The organism is Ralstonia soli, from assembly GCF_023955655.1.
Classification (GTDB): Bacteria; Pseudomonadota; Gammaproteobacteria; order Burkholderiales; family Burkholderiaceae; genus Ralstonia; species Ralstonia soli.
The window spans coordinates 512,172-536,114 of sequence record NZ_JAMXHT010000006.1 but is presented as its reverse complement, the minus strand read 5'-3'; the positions used below and the strand labels follow the sequence as shown (position 1 = coordinate 536,114).

The following is a 23,943-nucleotide window of genomic DNA, read 5'->3' as shown; positions in this document are numbered from 1 at the left end:
AGATTTATGAAGCACATCGTCAAGAACATCCATTTTGTAGGTATCGGCGGCGCCGGCATGAGCGGCATCGCGGAGGTGCTGCTGAACCTCGGTTATCGCGTAACGGGCTCGGACTTGGGGCAAAGCGCGACCACGCAGCGCCTGGCATCGCTTGGCGCGACCATCATGCAGGGCCATGCGCCCGAGCACATCGTCGGGGCGAACGCCGTGGTGGTGTCCACGGCTGTGCGCGGCGACAACCCGGAAGTGCTGGCCGCGCGTGCCAAGCGCATCCCCATCGTGCCGCGCGCGGTGATGCTGGCCGAGCTGATGCGTCTGAAGCAGGGCATCGCCATTGCCGGCACGCACGGCAAGACGACGACCACCAGCCTGGTCGCCTCCGTACTCGCCGAGGGTGGGCTCGACCCGACCTTCGTGATCGGTGGTCGCCTGAACTCTGCCGGCGCCAACGCACGGCTGGGCACGGGCGACTTCATCGTCGCCGAGGCGGACGAATCCGACGCGTCGTTCCTCAACCTGTTCCCCGTGATCGAAGTCATCACCAACATCGATGCCGATCACATGGAGACCTACGGGCACGATTTCTCGCGTCTGAAGCAGGCCTTTATCGAGTTCACGCAGCGCCTGCCGTTCTACGGCATCGCCGTGTTGTGCGTGGATGATCCGAACGTGCGCGAGATCCTGCCGTTCGTGTCCAAGCCGGTGGTGCGCTACGGCTTTGCCGAAGACGCGCAGATTCGTGCCGTCAACCCGCGCGCCGTGGATGGCCGCATGGAATTTACGGTGATCCGTCAGCTCAACGGCCATGCGGAGCCGCCGCTGTCGATCACGCTGAACCTGCCGGGCCTGCACAACGTGCAGAACGCGCTGGCCGCCATCGCCATCGCCACCGAGCTGGAAGTGCCGGACGAGGCGATCGTCAAGGCGCTGGCCGAGTTCAACGGGGTGGGCCGGCGCTTCCAGCGCTACGGCGAAGTGCCGACGGCTGACGGCAAGGGCCACTTCACGCTCATCGACGACTACGGCCATCACCCGGTCGAGATGGCCGCCACGCTGGCCGCCGCGCGCGGTGCATTCCCGGATCGCCGCCTCGTGCTGGCTTTCCAGCCGCATCGCTTTACGCGCACGCGCGATTGCTTTGAAGATTTCGTGAAGGTGCTCGGCACGGTCGATGCACTGCTGCTGGCTGAGGTGTACGCCGCCGGCGAGCCGCCCATCGTCGCCGCCGACGGCCGAGCGCTCACGCGCGCACTGCGCGTGGCCAACAAGATCGAGCCTGTATTCGTGGAACAGATTGAAGACATGCCGCAAGCGATTCTCAATGCGGCGCAGGACGGCGACGTGGTCATCACCATGGGTGCCGGTTCGATCGGGCAAGTGCCTGGTCAAGTCGTCGCGTTGCAGGCTGATGCGCGTTCGGAAGGAGCGGCAGCATGAGTACCGGTCCGTTCGTTGCGCATCCGACCATCGATCCGAAGTCCCTCGGCAAGGTTGGCGTGCTGCTCGGTGGCCGATCGGCCGAGCGCGAAATCTCGCTGCTGTCGGGCAATGGCGTGCTGGCGGCGCTGCGTTCACGCGGCGTGGATGCGCATCCGTTTGATCCGGGCCTGCAGCCGGTGGCCGACCTCGCCAAGCAGGGTTTCGACCGCGTGGTGATCTCGCTGCACGGCCGCTTTGGCGAAGACGGCACGATCCAGGGCTTGCTGGAGCAGTTCGGCATTCCGTACACCGGCAGCGGCGTACTCGCGTCTGCGCTGGCGATGGACAAGGAAGCCACCAAGCGCCAATGGCAAACGCACGGTCTGCCGACCCCCGACTTCGTCATGCTGCACGCCGATGCCGACTGGCAGGCCGTGGTCGACCGCCTGGGCCTGCCGCTGATCGTCAAGCCGGCGCGCGAGGGCTCGTCGATCGGCCTGACCAAGGTGACGAACGTGGCCGAGCTGCCCGCCGCCTACGAGAAGGCCGCGCGCCTGGACCGCGACGTGATGGCCGAACAGTTCATCGACGGCGATGAGCTGACCTGCCCGATCATCGGCGAAGGTGAGACCGCCACCGCGCTGCCGCTCATCCGCATCGTCGCGCCGCAGGCCAATTACGACTACCAGCACAAGTACTTCACCGACGACACGCGCTACGAGTGCCCGGCACCGATTCCCGCCGACGTGGCCGCGCGCGTGCAGGCGCTGGTGGTGCAGGCGTATCGCGGGCTGGGCTGCCGTGGCTGGGGCCGCGCCGACATCATGCTGCGCAAGTCCGACAACTCGCCGTTCCTGCTGGAGATGAACACGTCGCCGGGCATGACCGGCCATTCGCTGGTCCCGATGGGTGCGCGCGCCGCCGGCATCAGCTACGAGGATTTCGTGTTGCAACTGGCGGCGTCCGCGTCGCTGGAGTTGCACGCGAGCGCCGATTGGAAACCCGAGTAAGCGAAACCGGATAGCACAACGTTATGTGGCACAACACCCGTCTCCTCAACGTCATCGCGAGTGCGCTGTATGCACTGCTCGCGCTCGGCGGCCTGGGCGTCGGGGCGATGTGGCTGATGCAGCGACCGATGTTCCAGCTGCAGCAGGTGCGTGTGATGCCGATGGCCGGCAGCGAACTGCGTCACGTGAATGTGCCGAGCCTGCGAGCCAACGCATTGGTCAAGCTGCGCGGCAACTTCTTCACGCTGAACCTGGATGATGCGCGTGCCGCGTTCGAGTCGGTGCCGTGGGTGCGGCGTGCGAGTGTGCGCCGCGTGTGGCCCAACGGGTTGCTGGTCGAAGTGCAGGAACATGAAGCGCTCGGCACGTGGGGCGGCAACGACTCCGGCAAGTTGGTCAACACCTACGGTGAGGTCTTCGTGGCCAATCTGGCGGAAGCGGAGGACGACACCGATCTCGTGGCGCTGGCCGGCCCCGAAGGTACCGAACAGGACGTGGTCGACAAGCTGGAAACCATGACCGAGTGGTTCAAGCCGTTGAATGCCGAGCCCCTGAGCGTGACACTCACCGACCGTTACGCCTGGCGCGCGCGGTTGTCCAACGGCACGGTCATCGAGCTGGGCCGCGAACTGAATGACGATGACCGCACCGCGCTGGCCGCGCGTGCCCGCCGCTTTGTACGCGCGTGGCCCGAGGTGACGAAGCGCTGGGGCGGTCAAATTGAATACGCCGATCTGCGTTACCCCAACGGGTTCGCGGTTCGTGCGGCGGGTGTGCGCTTCCTGACCGATGCGCAGGCTGCGGTGCTGGCCAAGGGGGGCAAGCTGCCAAGCACCACGAATGGCACCAGCAGTGCTGCAAAGCCGAAAGCCACGCTGGGGGGTAAGCCGGTGGCCAACAACAAAGCAACGCGAAGCACAGAGAAAACGCGATGAGCAAGGAATACAAGGATCTTCTGGTCGGGCTGGATATCGGCACCTCCAAGGTGGTGGCGGTGGTGGCCGAGCTGCGTCCTGACGGCGCCTACGAGGTCATCGGCATGGGCCAGACCGAATCGAAGGGGCTGAAGAAGGGCGTGGTCGTCAACATCGAGGCGACCGTCCAGTCGATCCAGAAAGCGCTCGAAGAAGCGGAGCTGATGGCCGACTGCAAGATCAGCGAGGTCTTCACGGGCATCGCGGGCAGCCATATCCGCAGCTTCAATTCGAGCGGCATGGTGGCGATCAAGGACAAGGAAGTCACTTCCACCGATGTGGCCCGCGTGATCGAAACCGCCAAGGCCGTCAACATTCCGACCGATCAGCAGATCCTGCACATCCTCACGCAGGAATTCATCATCGACGGCCAGGAAGACGTGCGCGAGCCGATCGGCATGAGCGGCATCCGCCTCGAGGTGAAAGTGCACATCGTGACGGGTGCGGTGAGCGCGGCGCAGAACATCGTCAAGTGCGTGCGCCGCTGCGGGCTGGAAGTGCACGACCTGATTCTGCAGCCGCTGGCATCGAGCCTGGCCGTGCTGACCGAAGACGAAAAGGAACTCGGCGTGGTGCTGGTCGACATCGGCAGCGGCACGACTGACATCGCCATCTTCAGCGAAGGCGCGATCCGCCATACGGCCGTGATCCCCATCGCCGGCGACCAGATCACCAACGACGTCGCCATGGCCCTGCGCACGCCGACGCCGGACGCCGAAGACATCAAGATTCAGTACGGCATCGCCAAGCAGGTGCTGGCTGATCCGGACGAGATGATCGACGTGCCGGGCGTGGGCGACCGCGGTCCGCGCACGCTTTCGCGTCAGGCGCTGGCCGCCGTGATCGAGCCGCGCGTGGAAGAGCTGTTCTCGCTCGTGCACCAGGTGGTGCGCGAATCCGGTTATGAGGAACTGCTCAGTAGCGGCGTGGTCCTCACTGGCGGTACCGCGATGATGCCGGGCATGGTCGAACTGGGTGAAGACATGTTCCTCAAGCCCGTGCGTGTGGGCGTGCCCGAGTACCGCGGCAACCTGCACGAGGTGGTGAAGAGCCCGCGTTACGCGACGGTGATGGGCTTGCTGCAGGAAGGTCGCGTGCAACGCATGCGCGGTCGCAAGGTGGTTGTGCAGTCCGGATCCGCCAAGCAGATCTGGACGCGCATGAAGGAATGGTTCATCGGCAACTTCTGAGCACGCGTGTGCAGGACGTTGACGATGTGCTCCCTGGGGGGAGCAAGTTGAGTTTCTTGTTTTGATGTTTTTCGTTCAGGAACCAGGAGTTGCGGCGGGGAGGCTGCATCGTCTGGGACTGATCACTTCTGGAGGCAATGATGGACTTCGACATGATTGAAACGGAAATGCAGGACGGCACCATCATCAAGGTGGTGGGCGTCGGTGGTGCAGGCGGCAACGCCGTGCAGCACATGATCAACCGCGGCGTACAAGGCGTGGAATTCATCTGCATGAACACCGATGCGCAGGCGCTCAAGCGCTCGACCGCCTCGCGCGTGCTGCAACTGGGCAGCACGGGCCTGGGCGCGGGTGCCAAGCCTGAGGTGGGCAAGCACTGCGCAGAAGAAGCCCGTGAGCAGATCGCCGACGCACTGCGCGGCGCGCACATGGTCTTCATCACCGCCGGCATGGGCGGCGGCACGGGTACGGGCGCCGCACCGGTGGTCGCACAGGTCGCCAAGGAAATGGGCATCCTGACCGTGGGCGTGGTCTCCAAGCCGTTCGACTTCGAGGGCGCACGTCGCTCGAAGGTCGGCGAGCATGGCGCAAATGACCTGGAAGGCAACGTCGATTCGCTGATCGTCGTGCTCAACGAGAAGCTCTTCGAAGTCATGGGCGACGACGCCGAGATGGACAAGTGCTTCCAGTGCGCCGACGACGTGCTGCACAACGCCGTGGCCGGCATCGCGGAAATCATCAACGTCGACGGTCTGGTGAACGTCGACTTTGAAGACGTGAAGACCGTGATGGGCGAACAGGGCAAGGCGATGATGGGTACGGCCACCGTGTCCGGCGTCGACCGTGCACGCCTGGCCGCCGAGCAAGCCGTGGCAAGCCCGCTGCTGGAAGGCGTGGATCTGTCGGGCGCACGCGGCGTGCTGGTCAACATCACGGCCAGCCGCTCGCTCAAGCTGTCCGAGACCAAGGAAGTGATGAACACCATCCGCAGCTATGCCGCGGAAGATGCCACCGTCATCTTCGGTACGGTCTACGACGACGCCATGGGCGACGCACTGCGCGTGACCGTGGTGGCCACGGGCCTGGGCCGCGCTGCCCGCAACAAGCAACAACAGCAGCAGACGATGACGCTGCTGAAGACCGGTACCGACAACCAGCCTGTGGCCTTTGGCGGTGGCGCCAGCCATTCGATGGCCGCTGCACCGGACTACAGCAACTTCGACACCCCGGCCGTGTGGCGCAGCTCGCGTGAGTCGGCATCGGCTCACGTGGCGGCGCTGCAAGAGAAGGGCGTCGACACGTACGACATTCCGGCATTCCTGCGCAAGCAGGCGGACTGATCGGGCTCGCGTTGGCTCGATAAGGGCTGCGCACGTCCGGCTGCCTGCGGCACCGCACGCCGCGCGTGGTTCACGGCTCCCCTCCCGTGACCGCCGTTGTGTGATGGCCCGCCGCTCGCCAGTCGACAGCGCACGATGAACCGGACTCAGTCGTTGCCGCCGGGCAGGTTGGCCTCTGGCCGCCTCCCCGGAAGGGTTCACCCCGCCCGGCGGGTGTGTCCGTTCGTCGTGCCGCGCGCGAGCCTTGCGTCCAATGCGGCCTGATGTGGTTGTCTCCCAAGACCGCCCGCGTGATTGCTTCACGCGGGCGGTCTCGTTTTGCGGAACCTGCTGCGAGGTCGTTCGGCAGGTTCTATGATCGCGATATCCACATACACGCTTCCTGACGATCATGATCCAGCCTGGTCAACCGCTTCCCGACGCGACGCTCTACGAGTTCTTTGAAGTGGAGAAGGACGGCTGCGCGCTCGGCCCCAACGCCTTCTCGGTCCAGCATCTGGCCGAGGGCAAAACAATCGTCATTTTCGGCCTGCCAGGCGCGTTCACGCCGACCTGCTCGGCGCGCCATGTGCCCGGCTACGTCGCGCACTACGACGACCTGCGCGCCAAGGGTGTCGACGAGATCTGGTGCGTGTCCGTCAACGACGCCTTTGTGATGGGTGCCTGGGCCCGCACGCAGGGCAGCGACGGCAAGGTCCGCATGCTGGCCGACGGCAGCGCGGAATTCACGACGAAGCTCGGGCTCGAGCAGGATCTTTCCAAGCGCGGCATGGGTGTGCGCTCGCAGCGCTACGCCATGGTCGTGAAAGACGGTGTGGTAACAGCGCTACAGGTGGAAGCGCCTGGGCAATTCGTCGTCAGCGGTGCCGAATCGATTCTGGCGAGCCTTTGACGGCACGCCAGAAAATCCCCCAAATGGCGGAGTACCGCCCACCATCCCGCCCCGCCTCTAGGCTGATGAGACGCTGGCGCCGAATCTGCGTGCGTTAAGGTTGAGCGGAGTGTGTGCACCCCTAACATCCCGATACAAAAGTCGTTTTGAAGGCAGGGGGGTGAAAATGGTATGCTTAGGGTTATCACCTATGCAGACCGCATAGATAAAAACAATCATAGAAATTTCGTGAGTTGAGGGCGGCCATGTTGAAACAACGCACCATCAAGTCCCTCGTCAAGACCGTCGGCATCGGGTTGCACTCGGGCCGCAAGGTGACGTTGACGTTGCGCCCGGCTGCTGCAGGCACCGGCATCGTCTTCACGCGTGTCGACCTCGACCCGGCCGTCGAGATTCCCGCCACCGCCAGCGCCATCGGCGACACCCGCCTGGCGTCCGTGCTGCAAAAGGACGGTGCTCGCGTGTCGACTGTCGAGCACCTGATGTCCGCTTGCGCGGGCCTCGGTATCGACAACCTGTATGTGGATGTCGACGCCGAAGAAATCCCCATCATGGATGGCAGCGCTGCCTCGTTCGTGTTTCTGCTGCAATCGGCGGGTATCGAAGAGCAGGGCGCGGCCAAGCGCTTCATCCGCGTGATCAAGCCGGTGGAGATTCGCGAGGGTGACAAGCTCGCTCGCCTGGATCCGTACTTCGGCTTCAAGCTGTCGTTCACGATCGAGTTCCGCCATCCGGCTGTCGACAAGACCGGCCAGACGTTCGAGATCGACTTTGCCGACACCAGCTACACGCGCGAGATCGCCCGCGCGCGTACCTTCGGGTTTGCGCACGAAGTCGAAATGCTGCGTGAGGTGGGTCTGGCACGCGGCGGCAGCCTCGACAATGCCATCGTGCTGGACGAGCACCGCATGCTGAACAACGACGAACTCCGCTACGGCGATGAGTTTGTCCGCCACAAGATCCTCGATGCGATCGGCGATCTGTATGTGGTCGGTCATCCGCTGATCGCCGCGTACACGGCGCACAAGTCGGGGCACGGCCTGAATAACGCGCTGCTGCGCGCGCTGTTGGCCGACGAAACGGCGTACGAGGTTGTGACGTTCGACAAGCAGGAAGAGGCGCCGCGCGCGTTTCTGCCGCAGCTCCAGCCGGCGTTTTCGTGATCGACTGACGCGGTTGTCCGCATGAAAAAAGCGCCCCGTGGGGCGCTTTTCATTTGGGTGCGATATGCCGCCCGACCATCTCCGCCAAGGCCTGGCGGAGTGGCGAATCGGGCAGTTCGTTGGCGAGCGCCGCCAGACTGTTGAGTCCAACTGCCGTCATCTTGGCGCGTTTAGGCGGCTTTTCGGTCTCTTGTGGCCACAAACTGTCGTTCCCGCCCTGCGGTTGTACCCGTACACGAATTGCGGTAATCTGCGATCCCCGGCGCTGCAGACGCTCTAGCAAGGTGGGTACCACCTGCCGTAGGCGCGCCGCAGCCGCACTATGTGCGGCGAGCAACACCAGAGTCGCTTCCCGGCTGTCCCGCGCATCGTTTTTGATGCCGCCGATGGCCACGCCGCCGCCCAAGCCGGGCGGCAACAGCGACAACACCTCCGCTTCTAACGACGCCAATTGCCTGGCCGCCTGCATCAGCGGGCCGACCGAGCCGGCACCCGAGAGCCAGTCTTGGACGGGTTTTGCCACAGGCGTCTTGAGAGCGGGATGAACAAAGATTCGCATGCCGGCATTGTAGGGCGCTTGACTGCGCTTTCGTGCCGTCGGGCGGCTTTTTTGTCCGGAAAAGAGCGATGCAGATCATCCTGATTCATCCGCGCAAGGCCGGCGCGGTGCACCTGTCGCGGCGCGGCGTTTTCGCCAGCATCGGTGCAGCGCTGCTGGCTGTGGCGGCCCTGTCTGTCGGCGGGACGTGGCTGGCGGCCAAGCAAGGGCTGCTGCCTGGCGCCAGCGCGTCGGCAGCCGCCGGCACAGACCCGCGTGTTACGCGCGAAAACCTCAACCTGATGGCCGCGCGCATCGGCGAAATGCAGGCGCAGATGGTGCGCCTGGACGCGCTCGGTGCCCGTGTGTCGGGTCTTGCTGGCGTGTCGCCGCGCGAGTTCGACTTCAAGGCGCAGCCTGGTCGCGGGGGGCCGGAGGGTGCGTTCTCGCGGCCCATGTCGATGCCGGAGATCCAGTCCGAACTGAACCGTCTGACGCGCTCGGCCGACCAGCGCAACGACTACCTCAGCGTGCTCGAGAGCACCCTGATGGACCGCCAGATCCACGCCAAGATGATGCCAACCGTGCGCCCGGTCGCCACGGGCTACGACTCGTCGGGCTTCGGCGCGCGGATCGATCCGTTCACCGGCCGGCGCACGCAGCATGACGGCGTGGACTTCGTCGGCCCGGTTGGCACGCCCATCGTGGCGGCCGCAGGCGGCGTAGTGGTGGCCAGCGAGTACCGCAGCGATTACGGCAACATGGTCGACATCGACCACGGTAACGGCCTGAAGACGCGGTATGCCCACGCGTCCAAGGTGTTCGTGAAGATCGGTGACATCGTCAAGGCGGGCCAGCGGATCGCGCTGATCGGCCGCACCGGCCGCGCCACGGGGCCGCATCTGCACTTCGAGGTGCACGTCAACGACGTGCCGCAGAATCCGGTGGCTTTCCTGGAGAGCGCCGGCCAGCCGAAGATGGCGGCTAACACGGCGGCCGCTCCGCAGGTTGCGGCCGCTGATCTTGGCAAGGGCATGGCGGCTGCCGGCCACTGACCGGCCCGGGTTGCAATCGGGGGCGCTCGTCCCCAGTTGGGCGTGAGTGCGGGCTGCCCTGTTGCGGCCCAGAGTGCAGCGTTCCTGCCACATCCGGCGGGGCCGCTGCCATCAAGCGGGTGTTTTGCACATGCTAAACTCCCGCCTTTGCGCCGACCCTGCGCCAACCTATTTCTGGGCCATTGCGCCGCCTGTGTTTCGCTGTTTTTTGCGAAGCGTTTTCCGGGTGGCTCGCCGGCCCTAGCCATCGATGATCACGGGCCTTCTCAAGAAGATTTTCGGCAGCCGTAATGAACGGCTGATCAAACAGTACCGCCGCAAGGTGGCGCAGATCAACGCGCTCGAACCGAAGTTCGAAGCGCTGTCCGATGCCGAGCTGCAGGCCAAGACCGAAGAATTCCGCCAACGCTTTGCCAATGGCGAGACGCTCGACGCGCTGCTGCCCGAAGCGTTTGCCGTGTGCCGCGAGGCCAGCAAGCGCGTGATGAAGATGCGGCATTTCGATGTGCAGCTCATCGGCGGCATGGTGCTGCACGACGGCAAGATCGCCGAAATGCGCACCGGTGAAGGCAAGACGCTGACCGCTACGCTGGCGGTCTACCTGAACGCCATCTCCGGCCAGGGCGTGCACGTGGTGACGGTCAACGACTACCTCGCGCAGCGCGATGCCGAGTGGATGGGCAAGCTCTACAACTGGCTGGGCCTGTCGGTGGGGGTCAACCTGACCACCATGGATCACGACCAGAAGCAGACTGCTTACGCGTCGGACATCACCTACGGGACCAACAACGAGTTCGGCTTCGACTACCTGCGCGACAACATGGTGTACGACGCCGGCCAGCGCGTGCAGCGTCCGCTGAACTACGCCATCGTCGACGAGGTGGACTCGATCCTGATCGACGAAGCACGCACGCCGCTGATCATCTCCGGCCAGGCCGAAGACCACACCGATCTGTACCGCCGCATGAACGGCATTCCGGCGCAGCTCACGCGCCAGATCGGCGAAGAGAAGTCCGACGGCACGGGCGTCGAGAAGCCGGGCGACTACTATGTCGACGAGAAATCGCACCAGGTCTACCTGACCGAATCGGGCCACGAGAAGGCCGAGCAGATCCTGCTGCAAGCGGGCCTGATCGGCGAGGGCGAATCGCTCTACGCGCCGCAGAACATCACGCTGATGCACCACCTGTACGCCGCCCTGCGCGCGCACAGCCTGTTCTTCCGCGATCAGCACTACGTGGTGCAGAACGGCGAAGTGGTGATCGTCGATGAATTCACCGGCCGCCTGATGTCGGGCCGCCGTTGGTCCGATGGCCTGCACCAGGCCGTGGAAGCCAAGGAAGGCGTGCAGATCCAGCAGGAAAACCAGACGCTGGCGACCATCACGTTCCAGAACTACTTCCGCATGTACAACAAGCTGTCGGGCATGACCGGCACGGCGGATACGGAAGCGTACGAATTCCAGGAAATCTACGGGCTGGAAACCGTGGTGATCCCGACCAACCGGCCGCCCCAGCGCAAGGACTTGCAGGATCAGATCTACAAGACCGGCAAGGAGCGCTACGACGCGGTCATTCGCGACATTCGCGATTGCTACGAGCGCGGCCAGCCGGTGCTGGTGGGTACGACGTCCATCGAAAACTCCGAGCTGCTGTCGAACCTGCTGAACCAGGCCAAACTGCCGCACCAGGTGCTCAACGCCAAGCAGCACGAGCGCGAAGCCGCCATCATCGCGGAAGCGGGCCGGCCCAAGGCGATCACCATCGCCACCAACATGGCCGGTCGCGGTACCGACATCGTGCTGGGCGGCAATGTGGAGAAGCAGGCCGGTTTCGTGATGGCCGACGAGTCGCTCTCGGATGAAGAGAAGGCGACGCGCGTGAAGCAACTGCAGGACGAATGGCAGTCGCTGCACGAGCAGGTGAAGGCCGCAGGCGGTCTGCATATCGTCGGCACCGAGCGCCATGAGTCGCGCCGGATCGACAACCAACTGCGTGGCCGTGCCGGTCGTCAGGGTGACCCGGGTTCGTCGCGCTTCTACCTGTCGCTGGACGACCAGTTGCTGCGCATCTTCGCGGGCGATCGCGTGCGCGCCATCATGGACCGCCTGAAGATGCCCGAAGGCGAGCCGATCGAAGCCGGTATTGTCACGCGTTCGATTGAGTCGGCCCAGCGCAAGGTCGAAGGTCGCAACTTCGACATCCGCAAGCAACTGCTGCAGTACGACGACGTCTCCAACGATCAGCGCAAGGAGCTCTACAAGCTGCGTAACGAGATTCTCGAAGCGCAGGACGTGGGCGATCTGGTCAAGAACCTGCGCGAATCCGTGTTCACCGAGCTGTTCCGCACCTACGTGCCGGCCGAGACCATGGAAGAGCAGTGGGACGTCGCCGGTCTGGAGAAGACGCTGCGCGACGACTGGGGTGTCGACCAGCCGCTGGTGAAGACGCTCGAGTCCGCCGAGTCCATCGAGGACGAGGAGCTGCTGAAGATGGTGCTGGACGCCGCTGAAGCTGTGTACGAAGGCAAGGTCGCACAGGTCGGCCGCGAGTCGTTTGCCGGCTTCGAGCGTTCGGTGATGCTGCAGAGCCTCGATACGCACTGGCGCGAACACCTGGCCGCGCTCGACATGCTGCGTCAGGGCATCCACCTGCGCGGCTATGCGCAGAAGGACCCGAAGCAGGAATACAAGCGCGAATCGTTCGAACTGTTCGGTCGCCTGCTCGATACGATCCGCAACGAAGTCACGCGTATCGTCTTCACCGTGCGTATCCAGTCGCAGGAAGAGTTGGAACAGGCTTCCGAGCAGATCGAAGAGGATCTGTCTGCACTGAGCAACGTGCAGTACAAGCACGACGAGTTCAACGAACTGGCGGAAGTGGCCGCGGGCGATGCCGAGATTCACGGGGCAGAACCGGGTATGCCGGCCCACCGTTCGGCGGCATCGGCTGCTGCGGCGGCGCTGGCCGGCGAAGTGCCCAAGGTCGGCCGCAATGACCCGTGCCCGTGCGGCTCGGGCAAGAAGTACAAGCAGTGCCACGGCAAGCTGGCCTGACGCTGCTTCGTCTCGTTTTCTGTTGATTCACGATGCCCGCACTGCGGGCATCCTCATTTGAAAGGTGTGCTCCATGGCTGTGAATCTCGTCGCGCCCGCCGCTGACTCCCTGTTGCCGATCGACGGCGTGGATCTTGGCTGGGCCGAGGCCGGTGTCCGCAAGGCCAATCGCAAGGACGTGCTGCTGGTCCGCATCGCCGAGGGTTCGAGCGTGGCCGGCGTGTTTACGCAGAACCGCTTCTGCGCCGCACCGGTGCAGGTGTGCCGCGAGCATCTGGCGAGCGGTAAAGGCGCACGCGCCATCATCGTGAACACGGGCAACGCCAATGCAGGCACGGGCGCACCGGGCCTCGCACACGCACGCCAGACTTGCGATGCAGTGGCCAAGCTGCTGGGCGTGTCGGCGGAGCAGGTGCTGCCGTTCTCCACGGGCGTGATTCTGGAACCGCTGCCGGTCGACCGCATCATCGCCGGGCTGCCGGCTGCGCAGGCCAACGCCAAGCCGGACAACTGGCTGGCCGCCGCCGAAGCCATTATGACCACCGACACCGTGCCCAAGGCCGCATCGGCCACGTGCACGCTGTCGGGCAAGACCGTGCGCATGTCCGGCATCAGCAAGGGCGCGGGCATGATCCGCCCGAATATGGCGACGATGCTCGGCTTCATCGCCACGGATGCCAACGTGGACGAAGCGGTGCTGCAAGGCCTCGTGCGCTACGCGGCCGACCACTCGTTCAACAGCGTGACGGTCGACGGCGATACGTCGACCAACGACTCGTTCGTCGTCATCGCCACCGGCCGCGCCGGTACGCCGCGCATCGATTCCGAGTCGCACCCGGACTACGCCGCACTGCGCGATGCGTTGACCGGCCTCGCACAAGACCTCGCACAGAAGATCGTGCGAGACGGCGAGGGCGCGACCAAGTTCATGGCCATCCAAGTGGAAGGCGGCCGCAACGTGGAGGAGTGCCGCCAGATCGCCTATGCGGTCGCGCACTCGCCGCTGGTCAAGACCGCGTTCTACGCATCGGACCCCAACCTGGGCCGTATCCTGGCCGCCGTCGGCTATGCCGGCGTGACGGACCTCGACGTGAGCGGCGTCAACCTGTGGCTCGACGATGTGTGGGTCGCGCGCGATGGCGGCCGCAACCCCGATTACCGCGAAGAAGACGGCCAGCGCGTGATGAAGCAGGCCGAGATCACCGTACGCATTGCGCTGGGCCGTGGCGACGCCACCGCTACCGTGTGGACGTGCGACTTCTCGCACGACTACGTGTCGATCAACGCGGATTACCGCTCGTAATCGGGAACCGGCTGCCATGTCATCCGATCTTTCCGCACGGCTCGACCGTTTCCTGGGGCGGCTTGAGCAGTGGTTGCCCTCTGAGCTGACCGAAGCCGACTGGAACGAGGCCGTTGCCTTCCGCTGGCGCAAGCGCCAGAGCCTGTTCGGCAACATCGGCTATCTCGCGCCGATCCGCCAGCTGCCGCCGATTCATCTGAGCGACCTGCACAACATCGAGCGCCAAAAAGACGCCATCGTCGCCAACACGCGCCAGTTCGTGAACAAGCTGCCGGCCAACAACGTGCTGCTCACGGGCGCGCGCGGCACCGGCAAGTCGTCGCTCATCAAGGCCTGCCTGAACGCATTCGTGAAGGACGGCCTGCGCCTGGTCGAAGTTGACAAGGATGACCTGGCGGACCTGGGCGACATCGTCGAGCAACTCTCGCAGCGCCCCGAGCGCTTTGCGATCTTCTGCGACGACCTGTCGTTCGAAGAGGGCGAGTCGGGCTACAAGGCGCTGAAGTCGGCCCTCGATGGCTCGGTCGCGACGCAGTCGGACAACGTGTTGATCTATGCCACGTCCAACCGGCGCCACCTGCTGCCCGAATACATGAAGGACAACGAGACCTACCAGCACACCTCGGACGGCGAAATCCATCCGGGCGAAGTGGTGGAGGAGAAGATCTCGCTGTCGGAGCGCTTTGGGCTGTGGCTGTCGTTCTACCCGCCCAAGCAGGACGAATACCTGACCATCGTCGGCCACTGGCTCAAGCACTTCGGCTGCAGCGACGAGGACATCGCCGCCGCACGCGGTGATGCGCTGGTCTGGGCGCTGGAGCGCGGCTCGCGTTCGGGGCGCGTGGCGTGGCAGTTTGCCCGCGATTGGGGCGGCAAGCATGGGCGGCAGCATGTCGACTGACAACCTGACGCAGGTGCCTCCCACGCACACGCCGGACGGCCGCAAGATCACCGAGGTAGCCGTGGGCGTGCTGGTGCAACCGGACGGCCAGTTCCTGCTCGCGCAACGCCCTGAGGGCAAGCCGTATGCAGGCTTCTGGGAATTCCCCGGCGGCAAGCTGGAGGCGGGCGAATCGGTGGAAGCTGCGCTCAAGCGTGAACTGAAGGAAGAGCTGGATGTCACGTTGCGCACCTGCGTGCCGTGGCACACCATCGAGCACGACTACCCGCACGCCTACGTGCGCCTGCACTTCTGCAAGGTCACGGCCTGGGACGGGACGTTGCGTGCGCTGGAGGGCCAGGACTTCGCCTGGCAGACGCTGCCGATCAGCGTCGACCCGGTGCTGCCGGCGACGCTGCCGGTGTTCGAATGGATGCGCGAGGAAGCGACGGCTAGTTGAGCTTGCCGCTCGTGTCGTTGCCCGGCGCGTCAGGCAGGTCGTCGTCTTCCACCACGGGGATGGTGTACTGCTCGGCGGCCCAGGCGCCGAGGTCGATCTGCTTGCAGCGCTCGGAGCAGAACGGTCGGTAGCGGCTCTCCGGTACCCAAGGCACCGGCTTGCCGCAGGTCGGGCATTTGACAGTCTTTGCAGTCATGGTGAGGCTCAGAAGTTGCAGAGCTTCAGCTGGAACGGGATGTCCGCATCAACCGGCTTGGGTCGCAGGTCGCCATCCTGCTGGGTGAAGCGCACCCAGAGCATGTACTTGTTGGCGCTGATCTCGGGGATGAACCCGAGCGCCGACTCATCCAGGCGCACCTGCATGAGCTGGTAGACGCGGCCCGACAGCATCTGCTGATAGCTACCGGCGTTAGCAATCACCTTGCCACTCTGGCCCGACTCCCGCAGCAGGCGCAGCACGATCATCGTCGCATCGCGCAGCGGCACGAGCGGCTGGGCCCACTTGATGATGTCGGCGCGGCGGCGCTCGGCCGGATGATGCTGCCATGCAAAATACGCCGGCAGATCGAATTCACACGTACCGCCCGGGATGATGGCGCGGCTGCGGATGCTCGTCAGCCACTCGTTGTCGGCGATGAGCTGGCCGGCCTTGCCGTGCGTGGCGGTGAGGTTGCCCGAAGCGGTTTCCAGCTCGCTGATGACGGCGTCGAGCGCGTCCTGGTCGATCTGCGGGTTGGCGCGCAGCGCGGTGAGCGTCTGGCGCTGGCGATCGAGTTCCTTCAGCAGGTCGGATTTGAGGTCGGCGCGGCCGGCCACGTCGACGATCTCGAACAGCGTGGTCAGCGCTACGTGATGCTGCAGCGGGTGTTCCTGCACAAGAAAGAAATCCAGCCGCTCGAACAGATCTTCAAGGCGCAGCAGCGTCCGAATGCGTTCGTTGAAGGGATATTCGTACAGGATCAAAACGTGGTGCCCGGTTCGCTGGCACGAGGCCCGTTTGGCCTCGGGAGGGTAGGGACAGGTCATCACTGACCCATCCCCCCCTAAGAACCGTACGTGCGAGTTTCCCCGCATACGGCTCAAGCCGTTACAAAGCCCCGATTATAGGGCCGGTTTCACAACATTGATACCGCTGGCATGCACTTGGGCATGGCAGTTCGGGTGCAACAGCACGCGATTTCCTAGGACGTCTGAGCCACCGTGTACACGGTACTCGATATGGTGGTCGTGCCACCCCGTTTCCTTGGTCATCTTGCACCGACACAACGCACACAAGCCCCGCTGGTCGACGTAGAGCCTGACCCACTGCTTCCGGTGTGACATGCTTTGCAGCAGTCGCTCCTGACGCAAGGTCTCGCCATACATCTCCTGCGCTGGGTCGAAGGGGTTGTAATCTCCCTTGATCTTCTTGTGGCGTTCAATGGGTGTCCTCGCGAGCGAGTACAACTCCATCCACCGCTTGCTATCGCTGTTCGCGACCATGGTTCCGAATACCCAACCTCGTCCGACCGTCGGGGGGAAGTACTTTTTCCGTACCCATTCTGCGGATTTGTTTGGGTGGCGGCGCTTGGCCCACTGCCACAGAGCCCAGAAAATATCGTGCTCCAGGCGGTTGAACGTCGCCTTGGCTACCACGGGGCTGTGATACCGCGCCCAGCCTCGTAGTATCGGGTTCAACAGTCGGATCAGGTCCTCCTGCCTTACCTGCTTATGGGCACTGATTTCTTCCTTCACCTTGCGGTAGAACGTTCGCACGTTCTTTTTGCTTGGTTTGATAAGCAGTTTTCCCGAGTACTTCCGGAAATTCCACCCGAGGAAGTCGAAGCCTTCCGCAATGTTGACGATCCGCGTTTTCTCCGTGGATAGGGACAACCCTCGTACAGCAAGGAATTGTTCCACCCACGGTTTGATCTCGTTTTCCAATAGCTCCGGCGTACTGCCGGTGATCACGAAATCGTCCGCGTACCGCACGACATTCACTTTCAGCTTCTTGGTTCGTACCACCCCCAGCGTCGCCTTTAGATGCGCAAGCAGTTGGTTTTCCAAACCGTTCAATGCCACGTTCGCCAATGTCGGGGAAATGATGCCCCCTTGCGGCGTTCCAGCCTCGGTCGCCTGAAACTGGCCCTGAAATACCACGCCAGCCTTCAGCCACTTCCGCAAGATTGCTTTGTCCATCGGGACATTGCGCTCCAGCCAGTCATGGCTGATATGGTCAAAACAGCCTTTGATATCCGCCTCCAGCACCCATTGGGACGAAGCCTTTTTGGACAAGGAGACGAACAGCTGTGACATGGCATCCGCTGTGGAGCGATTGATCCGGAACCCATATGAGTTCGGATCGCTCGTGCTTTCGGACACCGGTTCCAGCGCCAGCAGGTACAGGGCCTGCATGGCTCGGTCCAACATGGTCGGAATGCCTAGTGGGCGCTCCTTCCCATTGGCCTTGGGGATATAGACCCGCCGCAACGGCAGGGGCCGATACCCTCGGCGTTTCAACCGCCCGATGGCTTTCCACCGGACTTCAGGCGAGTCCCACAGTTCGCGATCGACGCCTGCCGTTCGCTTGCCTTGGTTCTCCGTCACTCGTCGTACTGCCAGCGCTTTCGCGCTAAACGAGCGGGTCAAGGACCGTTGCAAGGCTTTCACCCGGCGCCAATCCTCTTCCTGTGTTGCCTTCGCAATTCGTATCTGCATTGCCCGAACGTTTCGCTCGACTCGACGCCATTGAATGGTCGTCCAGCTTTGCGGTGCGCCGGAAAGCGCAGATTGATCTTCGCAGATCAATTCTTCCATGCTGCTCTCCTATGTTGAGGACCTTCCCCGACAGCAAGAGACAACATGCCCCCTGAGGGACGAGTTGCCCCTCAAGGGAAGAAATTTCAATTCACGAGTTTCTGTCAGCCGTCTTGCGACGAAAGACCAGTTGGAAGTCTGCCCGCTTTCGCGTGGGGTGATGTTCCAACCCCTATCCGGACCATTACAGTCCGGCATTCGCTTTTTCCAACCTCCCATACCCGCACAGCCAACAGCGTTCCTTGCGGTTCGCCTGCCCGAGCCAACAGCGCTCGGGCAGCCATACGGGCTTACCACGTTCCCTGCGCGTTACACGACTGGGTTAGAGCCTACCTCTTCACCGGCGGTTCGTTGACGACGTACCCCGAGCAGATACCGGGATAGCCAACCGCACACCATTTTGGTTAATGCCTAACAGCAGCTTTGGCACCTTAATGCTGACGGCGTTTATCAGTAGTTCACATACGTTGCTCATGCCAGCCAGCCTAGCTCCTCGACCCCGTTGCTGCTCGGGATCTCTGCCATCCCGCCTCACGGCGCGATGACACCCTTGCGGGGGCTACATTGTCAGGAGAGCTTCATACCCCACCGTTACCAGTGACGCATGTCTCCCTAGGCTACTGTCAGTCGTATGACAGGTTCGCTGTCGGCGCACGCCCGGGAGGGCGCGGCCGATTGAACAATAACGCGCAGAGCTTTGAGCTCCGGGTTTTGCTCAGTTGCAATGCGTTGCAGCGCCGGGAGGCGCTGAAACTTGCAAACATTCCTCTCCGCAGTCAGCGGAGGTGAAGCCGCTGACTGGGCGGGACCTGATGGTAACCAGGTCATTGCAGTGCGATGGCGAGTGGGAGTACCCCACCAACCGTCGCTTCATTACATGTCTTATTGCCTCGCTGCCGTCCAACATCCAGAACTGAGGCATCATCCTGGACCGGCGAACAGGTTGTTTTAAGAGGGCCTGACCCTCTTCACGGAGCGCGCCGTGTCGCACATCTGCCCGCATTCTATGCGAGACCCTCGCTCATCACAATGCAAAGGGCTGTGACGGTCGCTTTCAGTGGGTTTCAGTTCGACCGGTAGGTTGGGTCCAGACGGTCGATCTGGGACGTGAGTTCGGCCAGCGTGCCGCTGTTGTCGATCACGTCGTCGGCGGCGGCGAGGCGCGCCTCGCGCGAGGCCTGGCGCGCGATGATGGCCTCCACCTGCGCGCGCGGCAGGCCGTTGCGGGCCATCACGCGCGCGATCTGCGTCTCGACCGGGCAGTCCACCACCAAGATGCGGTCGACCAGGTTGCGCCAGCTCTGGTGGCCGCCGAGCGATTCCACCAGCAACGGGACGACGTAGACGAGGTACGCGTGCATGCCCGACGCCTGCGCTGCGGCGCCGCGCGACAACGCAATCTCGCGGATGAGCGGGTGCGTGATCTGCTCAAGCCGCGTCTTGGCGGTGGCGTCGGAGAAGGCGAGGGCGCGCATGGCGTCGCGGTCCATGGCGCCGTCGGGGCGCAGGATGCCGGCGCCGAAGGTTTCGACCAGCTTGGGGATGGCCGCGCCGCCCGGCGCGGTGATTTCGTGGGCGATGGCGTCGGTATCGACGACGGCCGCCCCGCGCTCGGCGAGGCGGTCCGCCACGTAGCTTTTGCCGCTGCCGATGCCGCCGGTCAGGCCGATCACGCGCATGCTGGCAAATCCTTTATGGCGCGACCATGGGCCCGAGCCCCGTCAGCATGACCAACTGCGGGCCCGCCAGCAGGGCGATCACGCCAGCGCCCGCAATGAACGGACCGAACGAGAACGGCGATTCGCTCTTGGCACCGCGCGCGATGCGCACGAGCCCGAACACCAGCCCGACCACCGAGGACAGCAGCACCAGCAGCGGCAGGGCCTGCCAGCCGAACCACGCACCGAGCGCGGCCATCAGCTTGAAGTCGCCGTAGCCCATGCCTTCGCGGCCGCGCAGGAGCTTGTAGGCCCAGTAGATCGACCACAGGAAGAGGTAGCCGCCCATCGCGCCGATCACCGCGTCGTGCAGATGCGCGAACATGCCGAACAGGTTCACACCCAGGCCAAGCCAGAGCAGCGGCTGGGTGATGGCATCGGGCAGCAGTTGGGTGTCGGCGTCGATCATCGTGCCGGCGATCAGGAACCACAGCAGCACGGCTGAGGCCACCGCCACCCAGGTCGGGCCGAAGTGCCACAGGCACGCGGCGGTCAGCAGGCCGGTGACCAGTTCTACGGCGGGGTAGCGCCAGGAGATCGGCGTTCTGCAGGCACTGCAGCGCCCGCGCAGCGCCAGCCAGCTCAGTAGGGGGACGTTCTCGATCGCCTTGATCTGGTGGCCGCACGACGGGCATGCGGAGCGCGGCACGACCAGGTTATAGGCGTCGGGGTGCGGCAGGGGCTCTTCGCGCAGCTCGGCGATGTAGTTGGCTTCCTCGCGCTCGATCATGCGCGGCAGTCGGTGGATCACCACGTTGAGGAAGCTGCCGATCAGCAGGCCAAACAGCCCCGCCGCCCCGATCACAAACCACGCCGGCAGTTGCGCCAGCGTGGGAATCACAAACAGCTCCGGCATCAAACCACCTGACCCAGCTTGAAGATCGGCAGATACATCGCCACCACCATGCCCCCGATCAGCACGCCCAAGATCACGATGATGATCGGCTCGATCAGGGTGGAGATATTGGCCACGGCGTCGTCCACTTCGCGTTCGTAGAATTCGGCCACTTTGAGCAGCATGTTGTCCAGCGCGCCGGATTCTTCACCGATCTGCGTCATCTGCAGGACCATGTTGTCGAACACGTGCGTGGCCTGCATGGCGTTGGTCAGGCTGGTGCCGATGCGCACGGCCTGCTGGATCTCCAGCGTGGCATCGTGGTAGACCCAGTTGCCGGCTGCGCCCGCCACCGATTCCATTGATTCCACCAGCGGCGTACCGGCGGCGAACATCGTGGCCAGCGTACGCGTCCAGCGGGCAATGGTGGCCTTGCGGATGATCTCGCCGAAGATCGGCATCTTGAGGATGAACCGATGCGTGGAGCGCTGCACGTTCTGCGACCGTTTGAACGCCCGCACAAACAGGATGATGGCGATCATCGGTGCGAAGACGATGATGTACCACCACTGCACGAAGAAGTCGGAGATGCCCATCACGACCAGCGTGGGCGCCGGAAGCGTGGCGCCGAAGCTGGAGAACACGCTCTTGAACGAGGGCACCACGAAGACCATCAGCACCACGGTCACCAGGAAGGCCACCGTCAGCACCGAGATCGGGTAGATCATGGCCGACTTGATCTGCGCCTTCAGCGCGATCGACTTTTCCATGTACAGCGACAGGCGCTCGAGCAGGGCATCGAGAATACCGCCCTGTTCACCTGCGTCGATCAGGTTGCAGTACAGCGTGTCGAAGTACTGCGGATGCCGGCGGAATGCGGTTGCCATGCTGCTGCCCGACTCGATGTCGACACGGATTTCCGTCAGCAGTTGCGTGAAGTTCGGGTTGGCATGGCCCTTCGCGATGATGTCGATCGACTGCAGCAGCGGCACGCCGGCCTTGAGCATGGTCGAGAGCTGGCGCGTGAAGTACGCCACGTCCTTCGGCGTGATCTTCTTGCCGCGGGCCGCGCGGCGGCGCTTGGACTTAGTAATCGACAATCCCTGCTTGCGCAGGACGGCGTTGACCTCGGTGATGCTTTCCGCGCGCATCTCACCCTTGAAGATCTTGCCCTTGCGGTCCTTGCCCTCCCACTCGAAGATGTACTGCGTGGGTGCCTTCTTGGCGGCGGTCTTGCCGGTCCTGCGATCGGGCGCGGCCGCGCTTTTTGAGGCCGGTCGCGCGGCGGGTGCTCGTGTAGCCATGGTCGGTTCCTACCCCCCGGTACGGGAACGATGTTCGAGAAAATTACTGGTTCGTTGTGGCCAGCACTTCCTCTAGGGAAGTCAGCCCTTGCTTCACTTTCTTCAGGCCCGATTCGCGCAGCGACAGCACGCCTTCGCGGCGCGCCTGCTCGGCAATCTGCAGCGCCGTGCCGTGCGTGAGGATGATCTCCTGGATCGCTTCGGTGATCGGCATGACCTGGTAGATGCCGACCCGGCCCTTGTAGCCGCTGCCGTTGCAGGTCTCGCAGCCGACCGGGTGATACGGCTGCCAGGAGCCGTCGAGGTCGGCCTCGGTGAAGCCGGCGTCGAGCAGCGCTTCCTTGGGCAGCGGGCCCGGCTTCTTGCAGTCCTTGCACAGCCGGCGCGCCAGACGCTGTGCCGTGATCATCAGCACCGATGACGCAATGTTGAACGGTGCCACCCCCATGTTCATCAGTCGGGTGAGGGTGGTCGGTGCATCGTTGGTGTGCAGCGTGGAGAACACCAGGTGCCCGGTCTGCGCGGCCTTGATCGAGATGTCGGCCGTTTCCAGATCCCGGATTTCGCCCACCATGATGATGTCCGGATCCTGCCGCAGGAACGACTTGAGCGCCGCCGCGAAGGTCAGCCCCGCCTTGTCGTTCACGTTGACCTGGTTGATGCCGGGCAACTGGATTTCCGCCGGGTCTTCGGCCGTGGAGATGTTGATGTCGCCCTGGTTCAGCTTGTTCAGGAAGGTGTACAGCGACACCGTCTTGCCCGAGCCGGTCGGGCCCGTGACCAGCACCATGCCGTACGGGCGCTTGATCACGTCGAGCAGCAATTGCTTCTGCTCGGGCTCGTAGCCGAGCTGGTCGATGTCCAGGCGCTCGGTGGACGACTCCAGGATCCGGATCACGATCTTCTCGCCGAACAGCGTGGGCAGCGTCGACACCCGGAAGTCGATGGCGCGCTCGACCATCTCCTTGTTGTCCTTGTCCTTCTTGTCTTTCGGGACGGTGATGAGCAGCTTCATGCGGCCGTCCTGAGGCACGCGCTTCTCAGAGATGTCCAGGCGCGAAAGCACCTTGATGCGGGTGGCGATCTTGTCGCGGATATCGAGCGGCGGCTGCGCGACCTGCGCCAGGATGCCGTCGATGCGGAAACGCACGCGGTAAAACGTTTCAAATGGCTCGAAGTGCAGGTCGGACGCGCCGCGCAGCAGGGCTTCGGTAAAGAGCTTCTGCAGGAAGCGCACCACGGGGGCATCGTCGATGCCGTCCGGGGTGGTGCGGCGCGTGGCGGCGGCAGCGCCTGGGTCGTACTCGATCTGCGTGGCTTCCTGCTTGGGGAAGAGCGATTTGATCTCGGCCGGCGCCTCGTTCGCGAGGCTGAGCTGGCGCACCAGCTTGTCATGCTCCACGACGACCGTTTCGATCGCCACGTTCATCTTCTGGCGCAGTTCTTCGATTGGCTTGGGGTCGCTCGGGTCTGACGTGGCCAGGATCAGGCGGTTGTCGCGGCGGCCCAGCGGCAGCAGGCGCAACTGGGCGAAGTGCTTGTTGGCCGACAGGACGGCAGGGACGGTATCGAGCTTGTACTGCGCCAGGTCCAGCAGCGGCATCTGGTATTTGCCGGCCACGAACACGGCCAGGTCGTGCGCACTCATGATCCCGCTGCTCACCAGCTCGTCGATCAGCTGCGTGCGCTTTTCGCGCGCGCTCTGTTCGAGCTGGGTGAGCAACGTCGGCGCGATCCGCCGGCTCTGCGCTAGAGCGAGTCCGAGAGTCATGAGTCCAGTCCGTCAGGCAGAAGCTGACCATGTTCAGCGCGTGCCAGGCCCCACGGCCTTGACGCGCGCCCGCCCCCCAAGGCGAGTTGTTTTATGTTCTGCAGCCGGTACCCCACCCATTCGTGGGGGGTGGTGCCCGGAACCGGGGCAGTTTGCCGACCGCCCCTCGTTTTGTAAAGCGCACGCCAACGTGCAACTTGCATTTGTGCCACATCGGCAAAAAATGCCCGCGGCTGAAGC

At 63.8% G+C, this 23,943-nt stretch carries 20 protein-coding genes; 12 read left to right on the top strand and 8 right to left on the bottom strand.

The window, feature by feature from the left end; translation table 11 throughout:
* Positions 1 to 6 precede the first annotated feature (6 nt).
* From murC to lpxC, 7 genes are all read left to right on the top strand, one after another.
* Positions 7 to 1,437 carry a UDP-N-acetylmuramate--L-alanine ligase gene (murC, locus tag NG900_RS18435; RefSeq protein WP_252682805.1) on the top strand — a complete coding sequence of 477 codons (1,431 nt, stop codon included), beginning with the start codon at positions 7 to 9 and terminating at the stop codon, positions 1,435 to 1,437.
* On the top strand, positions 1,434 to 2,429 hold the full coding sequence (locus tag NG900_RS18430) for a D-alanine--D-alanine ligase (RefSeq protein ID WP_252682804.1): 996 nt from the start codon (positions 1,434 to 1,436) through the stop codon (positions 2,427 to 2,429). The genes murC and NG900_RS18430 overlap by 4 nt, the downstream gene beginning before the upstream one ends.
* Positions 2,430 to 2,452: 23 nt before the next feature.
* Positions 2,453 to 3,364, top strand: a complete 912-nt coding sequence (locus NG900_RS18425) for a cell division protein FtsQ/DivIB (RefSeq protein ID WP_252682803.1) — start codon at positions 2,453 to 2,455, stop codon at positions 3,362 to 3,364.
* Positions 3,361 to 4,593: a cell division protein FtsA gene (ftsA, locus tag NG900_RS18420; RefSeq protein WP_252682802.1), complete on the top strand. Its 1,233-nt coding sequence runs from the start codon at positions 3,361 to 3,363 to the stop codon at positions 4,591 to 4,593. The genes NG900_RS18425 and ftsA overlap by 4 nt, the downstream gene beginning before the upstream one ends.
* A 140-nt stretch (positions 4,594 to 4,733) precedes the next feature.
* On the top strand, positions 4,734 to 5,933 hold the full coding sequence (ftsZ, locus tag NG900_RS18415; RefSeq protein ID WP_124383891.1) for a cell division protein FtsZ: 1,200 nt from the start codon (positions 4,734 to 4,736) through the stop codon (positions 5,931 to 5,933).
* Between the two features lie 391 nt (positions 5,934 to 6,324).
* Positions 6,325 to 6,825 carry a peroxiredoxin gene (locus tag NG900_RS18410; protein WP_252682801.1) on the top strand — a complete coding sequence of 167 codons (501 nt, stop codon included), beginning with the start codon at positions 6,325 to 6,327 and terminating at the stop codon, positions 6,823 to 6,825.
* A 245-nt stretch (positions 6,826 to 7,070) separates the two neighbouring features.
* Positions 7,071 to 7,988 (top strand): UDP-3-O-acyl-N-acetylglucosamine deacetylase, encoded by a 918-nt coding sequence (gene lpxC / locus NG900_RS18405; RefSeq protein WP_252682800.1) that lies wholly within the window; start codon positions 7,071 to 7,073, stop codon positions 7,986 to 7,988.
* Between the two features lie 49 nt (positions 7,989 to 8,037).
* Here the strand turns inward: lpxC and NG900_RS18400 are convergent, their stop codons facing one another.
* Positions 8,038 to 8,547 carry a DciA family protein gene (locus NG900_RS18400; protein WP_252682799.1) on the bottom strand — a complete coding sequence of 170 codons (510 nt, stop codon included), beginning with the start codon at positions 8,545 to 8,547 and terminating at the stop codon, positions 8,038 to 8,040.
* Positions 8,548 to 8,615: 68 nt separating this feature from the next.
* Between NG900_RS18400 and NG900_RS18395 the strand changes: the two genes are divergently transcribed.
* The 5 genes from NG900_RS18395 to NG900_RS18375 all read left to right on the top strand — a co-directional run bounded on the left by NG900_RS18395 (position 8,616) and on the right by NG900_RS18375 (position 15,279).
* Positions 8,616 to 9,581, top strand: a complete 966-nt coding sequence (locus tag NG900_RS18395; RefSeq protein WP_252682798.1) for a M23 family metallopeptidase — start codon at positions 8,616 to 8,618, stop codon at positions 9,579 to 9,581.
* Positions 9,582 to 9,831: 250 nt separating this feature from the next.
* Positions 9,832 to 12,636: a preprotein translocase subunit SecA gene (secA, locus tag NG900_RS18390; RefSeq protein WP_252682797.1), complete on the top strand. Its 2,805-nt coding sequence runs from the start codon at positions 9,832 to 9,834 to the stop codon at positions 12,634 to 12,636.
* Between the two features lie 73 nt (positions 12,637 to 12,709).
* Entirely contained in the window at positions 12,710 to 13,939 is a 1,230-nt protein-coding gene (gene argJ / locus NG900_RS18385; RefSeq protein ID WP_252682796.1) for a bifunctional glutamate N-acetyltransferase/amino-acid acetyltransferase ArgJ, read from the top strand.
* Between the two features lie 16 nt (positions 13,940 to 13,955).
* Positions 13,956 to 14,840: an ATP-binding protein gene (locus NG900_RS18380; RefSeq protein WP_252682795.1), complete on the top strand. Its 885-nt coding sequence runs from the start codon at positions 13,956 to 13,958 to the stop codon at positions 14,838 to 14,840.
* Positions 14,830 to 15,279, top strand: a complete 450-nt coding sequence (locus NG900_RS18375; protein ID WP_252682794.1) for an NUDIX domain-containing protein — start codon at positions 14,830 to 14,832, stop codon at positions 15,277 to 15,279. The genes NG900_RS18380 and NG900_RS18375 overlap by 11 nt, the downstream gene beginning before the upstream one ends.
* Here the strand turns inward: NG900_RS18375 and yacG are convergent.
* The 7 genes from yacG to pilB form a co-directional block, all read right to left on the bottom strand.
* Entirely contained in the window at positions 15,272 to 15,475 is a 204-nt protein-coding gene (gene yacG / locus NG900_RS18370; RefSeq protein ID WP_252682793.1) for a DNA gyrase inhibitor YacG, read from the bottom strand. The two genes, NG900_RS18375 and yacG, sit on opposite strands and share 8 nt — an antisense overlap.
* 8 nt (positions 15,476 to 15,483) lie before the next feature.
* A complete protein-coding gene (gene zapD / locus NG900_RS18365) occupies positions 15,484 to 16,242 on the bottom strand; it encodes a cell division protein ZapD (RefSeq protein WP_252682792.1) in 759 nt (252 codons plus the stop codon).
* Positions 16,243 to 16,380: 138 nt separating this feature from the next.
* Positions 16,381 to 18,075, bottom strand: coding sequence for a group II intron reverse transcriptase/maturase (gene ltrA, locus NG900_RS18360; RefSeq protein WP_252682791.1), 1,695 nt, complete (start codon positions 18,073 to 18,075; stop codon positions 16,381 to 16,383).
* Positions 18,076 to 19,139: 1,064 nt separating this feature from the next.
* The gene (gene coaE, locus NG900_RS18355; RefSeq protein WP_252682790.1) at positions 19,140 to 19,754 is read right to left on the bottom strand and encodes a dephospho-CoA kinase; all 615 of its coding nucleotides are present in this window, start codon (positions 19,752 to 19,754) and stop codon (positions 19,140 to 19,142) included.
* Between the two features lie 13 nt (positions 19,755 to 19,767).
* On the bottom strand, positions 19,768 to 20,649 hold the full coding sequence (locus NG900_RS18350) for a prepilin peptidase (protein WP_252682789.1): 882 nt from the start codon (positions 20,647 to 20,649) through the stop codon (positions 19,768 to 19,770).
* Entirely contained in the window at positions 20,649 to 21,932 is a 1,284-nt protein-coding gene (locus NG900_RS18345) for a type II secretion system F family protein (RefSeq protein WP_252682788.1), read from the bottom strand. The genes NG900_RS18350 and NG900_RS18345 overlap by 1 nt, the downstream gene beginning before the upstream one ends.
* Before the next feature lie 43 nt (positions 21,933 to 21,975).
* Positions 21,976 to 23,703 (bottom strand): type IV-A pilus assembly ATPase PilB, encoded by a 1,728-nt coding sequence (gene pilB, locus NG900_RS18340; RefSeq protein WP_252682787.1) that lies wholly within the window; start codon positions 23,701 to 23,703, stop codon positions 21,976 to 21,978.
* Positions 23,704 to 23,943 lie beyond the last annotated feature (240 nt).

Bases quoted from the DNA above. Each gene is read 5' to 3' on its own strand.
- NG900_RS18375 (WP_252682794.1), top strand. From the start codon at position 14,830: ATGTCGACTGACAACCTGACGCAGGTGCCTCCCACGCACACGCCGGAC.
- NG900_RS18425 (WP_252682803.1), top strand. From the start codon at position 2,453: ATGTGGCACAACACCCGTCTCCTCAACGTCATCGCGAGTGCGCTGTAT.
- NG900_RS18395 (WP_252682798.1), top strand. From the start codon at position 8,616: ATGCAGATCATCCTGATTCATCCGCGCAAGGCCGGCGCGGTGCACCTG.
- ftsA (WP_252682802.1), top strand. From the start codon at position 3,361: ATGAGCAAGGAATACAAGGATCTTCTGGTCGGGCTGGATATCGGCACC.
- secA (WP_252682797.1), top strand. From the start codon at position 9,832: ATGATCACGGGCCTTCTCAAGAAGATTTTCGGCAGCCGTAATGAACGG.
- NG900_RS18430 (WP_252682804.1), top strand. From the start codon at position 1,434: ATGAGTACCGGTCCGTTCGTTGCGCATCCGACCATCGATCCGAAGTCC.
- murC (WP_252682805.1), top strand. From the start codon at position 7: ATGAAGCACATCGTCAAGAACATCCATTTTGTAGGTATCGGCGGCGCC.
- NG900_RS18380 (WP_252682795.1), top strand. From the start codon at position 13,956: ATGTCATCCGATCTTTCCGCACGGCTCGACCGTTTCCTGGGGCGGCTT.
- pilB (WP_252682787.1), bottom strand. From the start codon at position 23,703: ATGACTCTCGGACTCGCTCTAGCGCAGAGCCGGCGGATCGCGCCGACG.
- ltrA (WP_252682791.1), bottom strand. From the start codon at position 18,075: ATGGAAGAATTGATCTGCGAAGATCAATCTGCGCTTTCCGGCGCACCG.
- lpxC (WP_252682800.1), top strand. From the start codon at position 7,071: ATGTTGAAACAACGCACCATCAAGTCCCTCGTCAAGACCGTCGGCATC.
- NG900_RS18350 (WP_252682789.1), bottom strand. From the start codon at position 20,649: ATGCCGGAGCTGTTTGTGATTCCCACGCTGGCGCAACTGCCGGCGTGG.
- ftsZ (WP_124383891.1), top strand. From the start codon at position 4,734: ATGGACTTCGACATGATTGAAACGGAAATGCAGGACGGCACCATCATC.
- yacG (WP_252682793.1), bottom strand. From the start codon at position 15,475: ATGACTGCAAAGACTGTCAAATGCCCGACCTGCGGCAAGCCGGTGCCT.
- coaE (WP_252682790.1), bottom strand. From the start codon at position 19,754: ATGCGCGTGATCGGCCTGACCGGCGGCATCGGCAGCGGCAAAAGCTAC.
- NG900_RS18345 (WP_252682788.1), bottom strand. From the start codon at position 21,932: ATGGCTACACGAGCACCCGCCGCGCGACCGGCCTCAAAAAGCGCGGCC.
- argJ (WP_252682796.1), top strand. From the start codon at position 12,710: ATGGCTGTGAATCTCGTCGCGCCCGCCGCTGACTCCCTGTTGCCGATC.
- NG900_RS18400 (WP_252682799.1), bottom strand. From the start codon at position 8,547: ATGCGAATCTTTGTTCATCCCGCTCTCAAGACGCCTGTGGCAAAACCC.
- NG900_RS18410 (WP_252682801.1), top strand. From the start codon at position 6,325: ATGATCCAGCCTGGTCAACCGCTTCCCGACGCGACGCTCTACGAGTTC.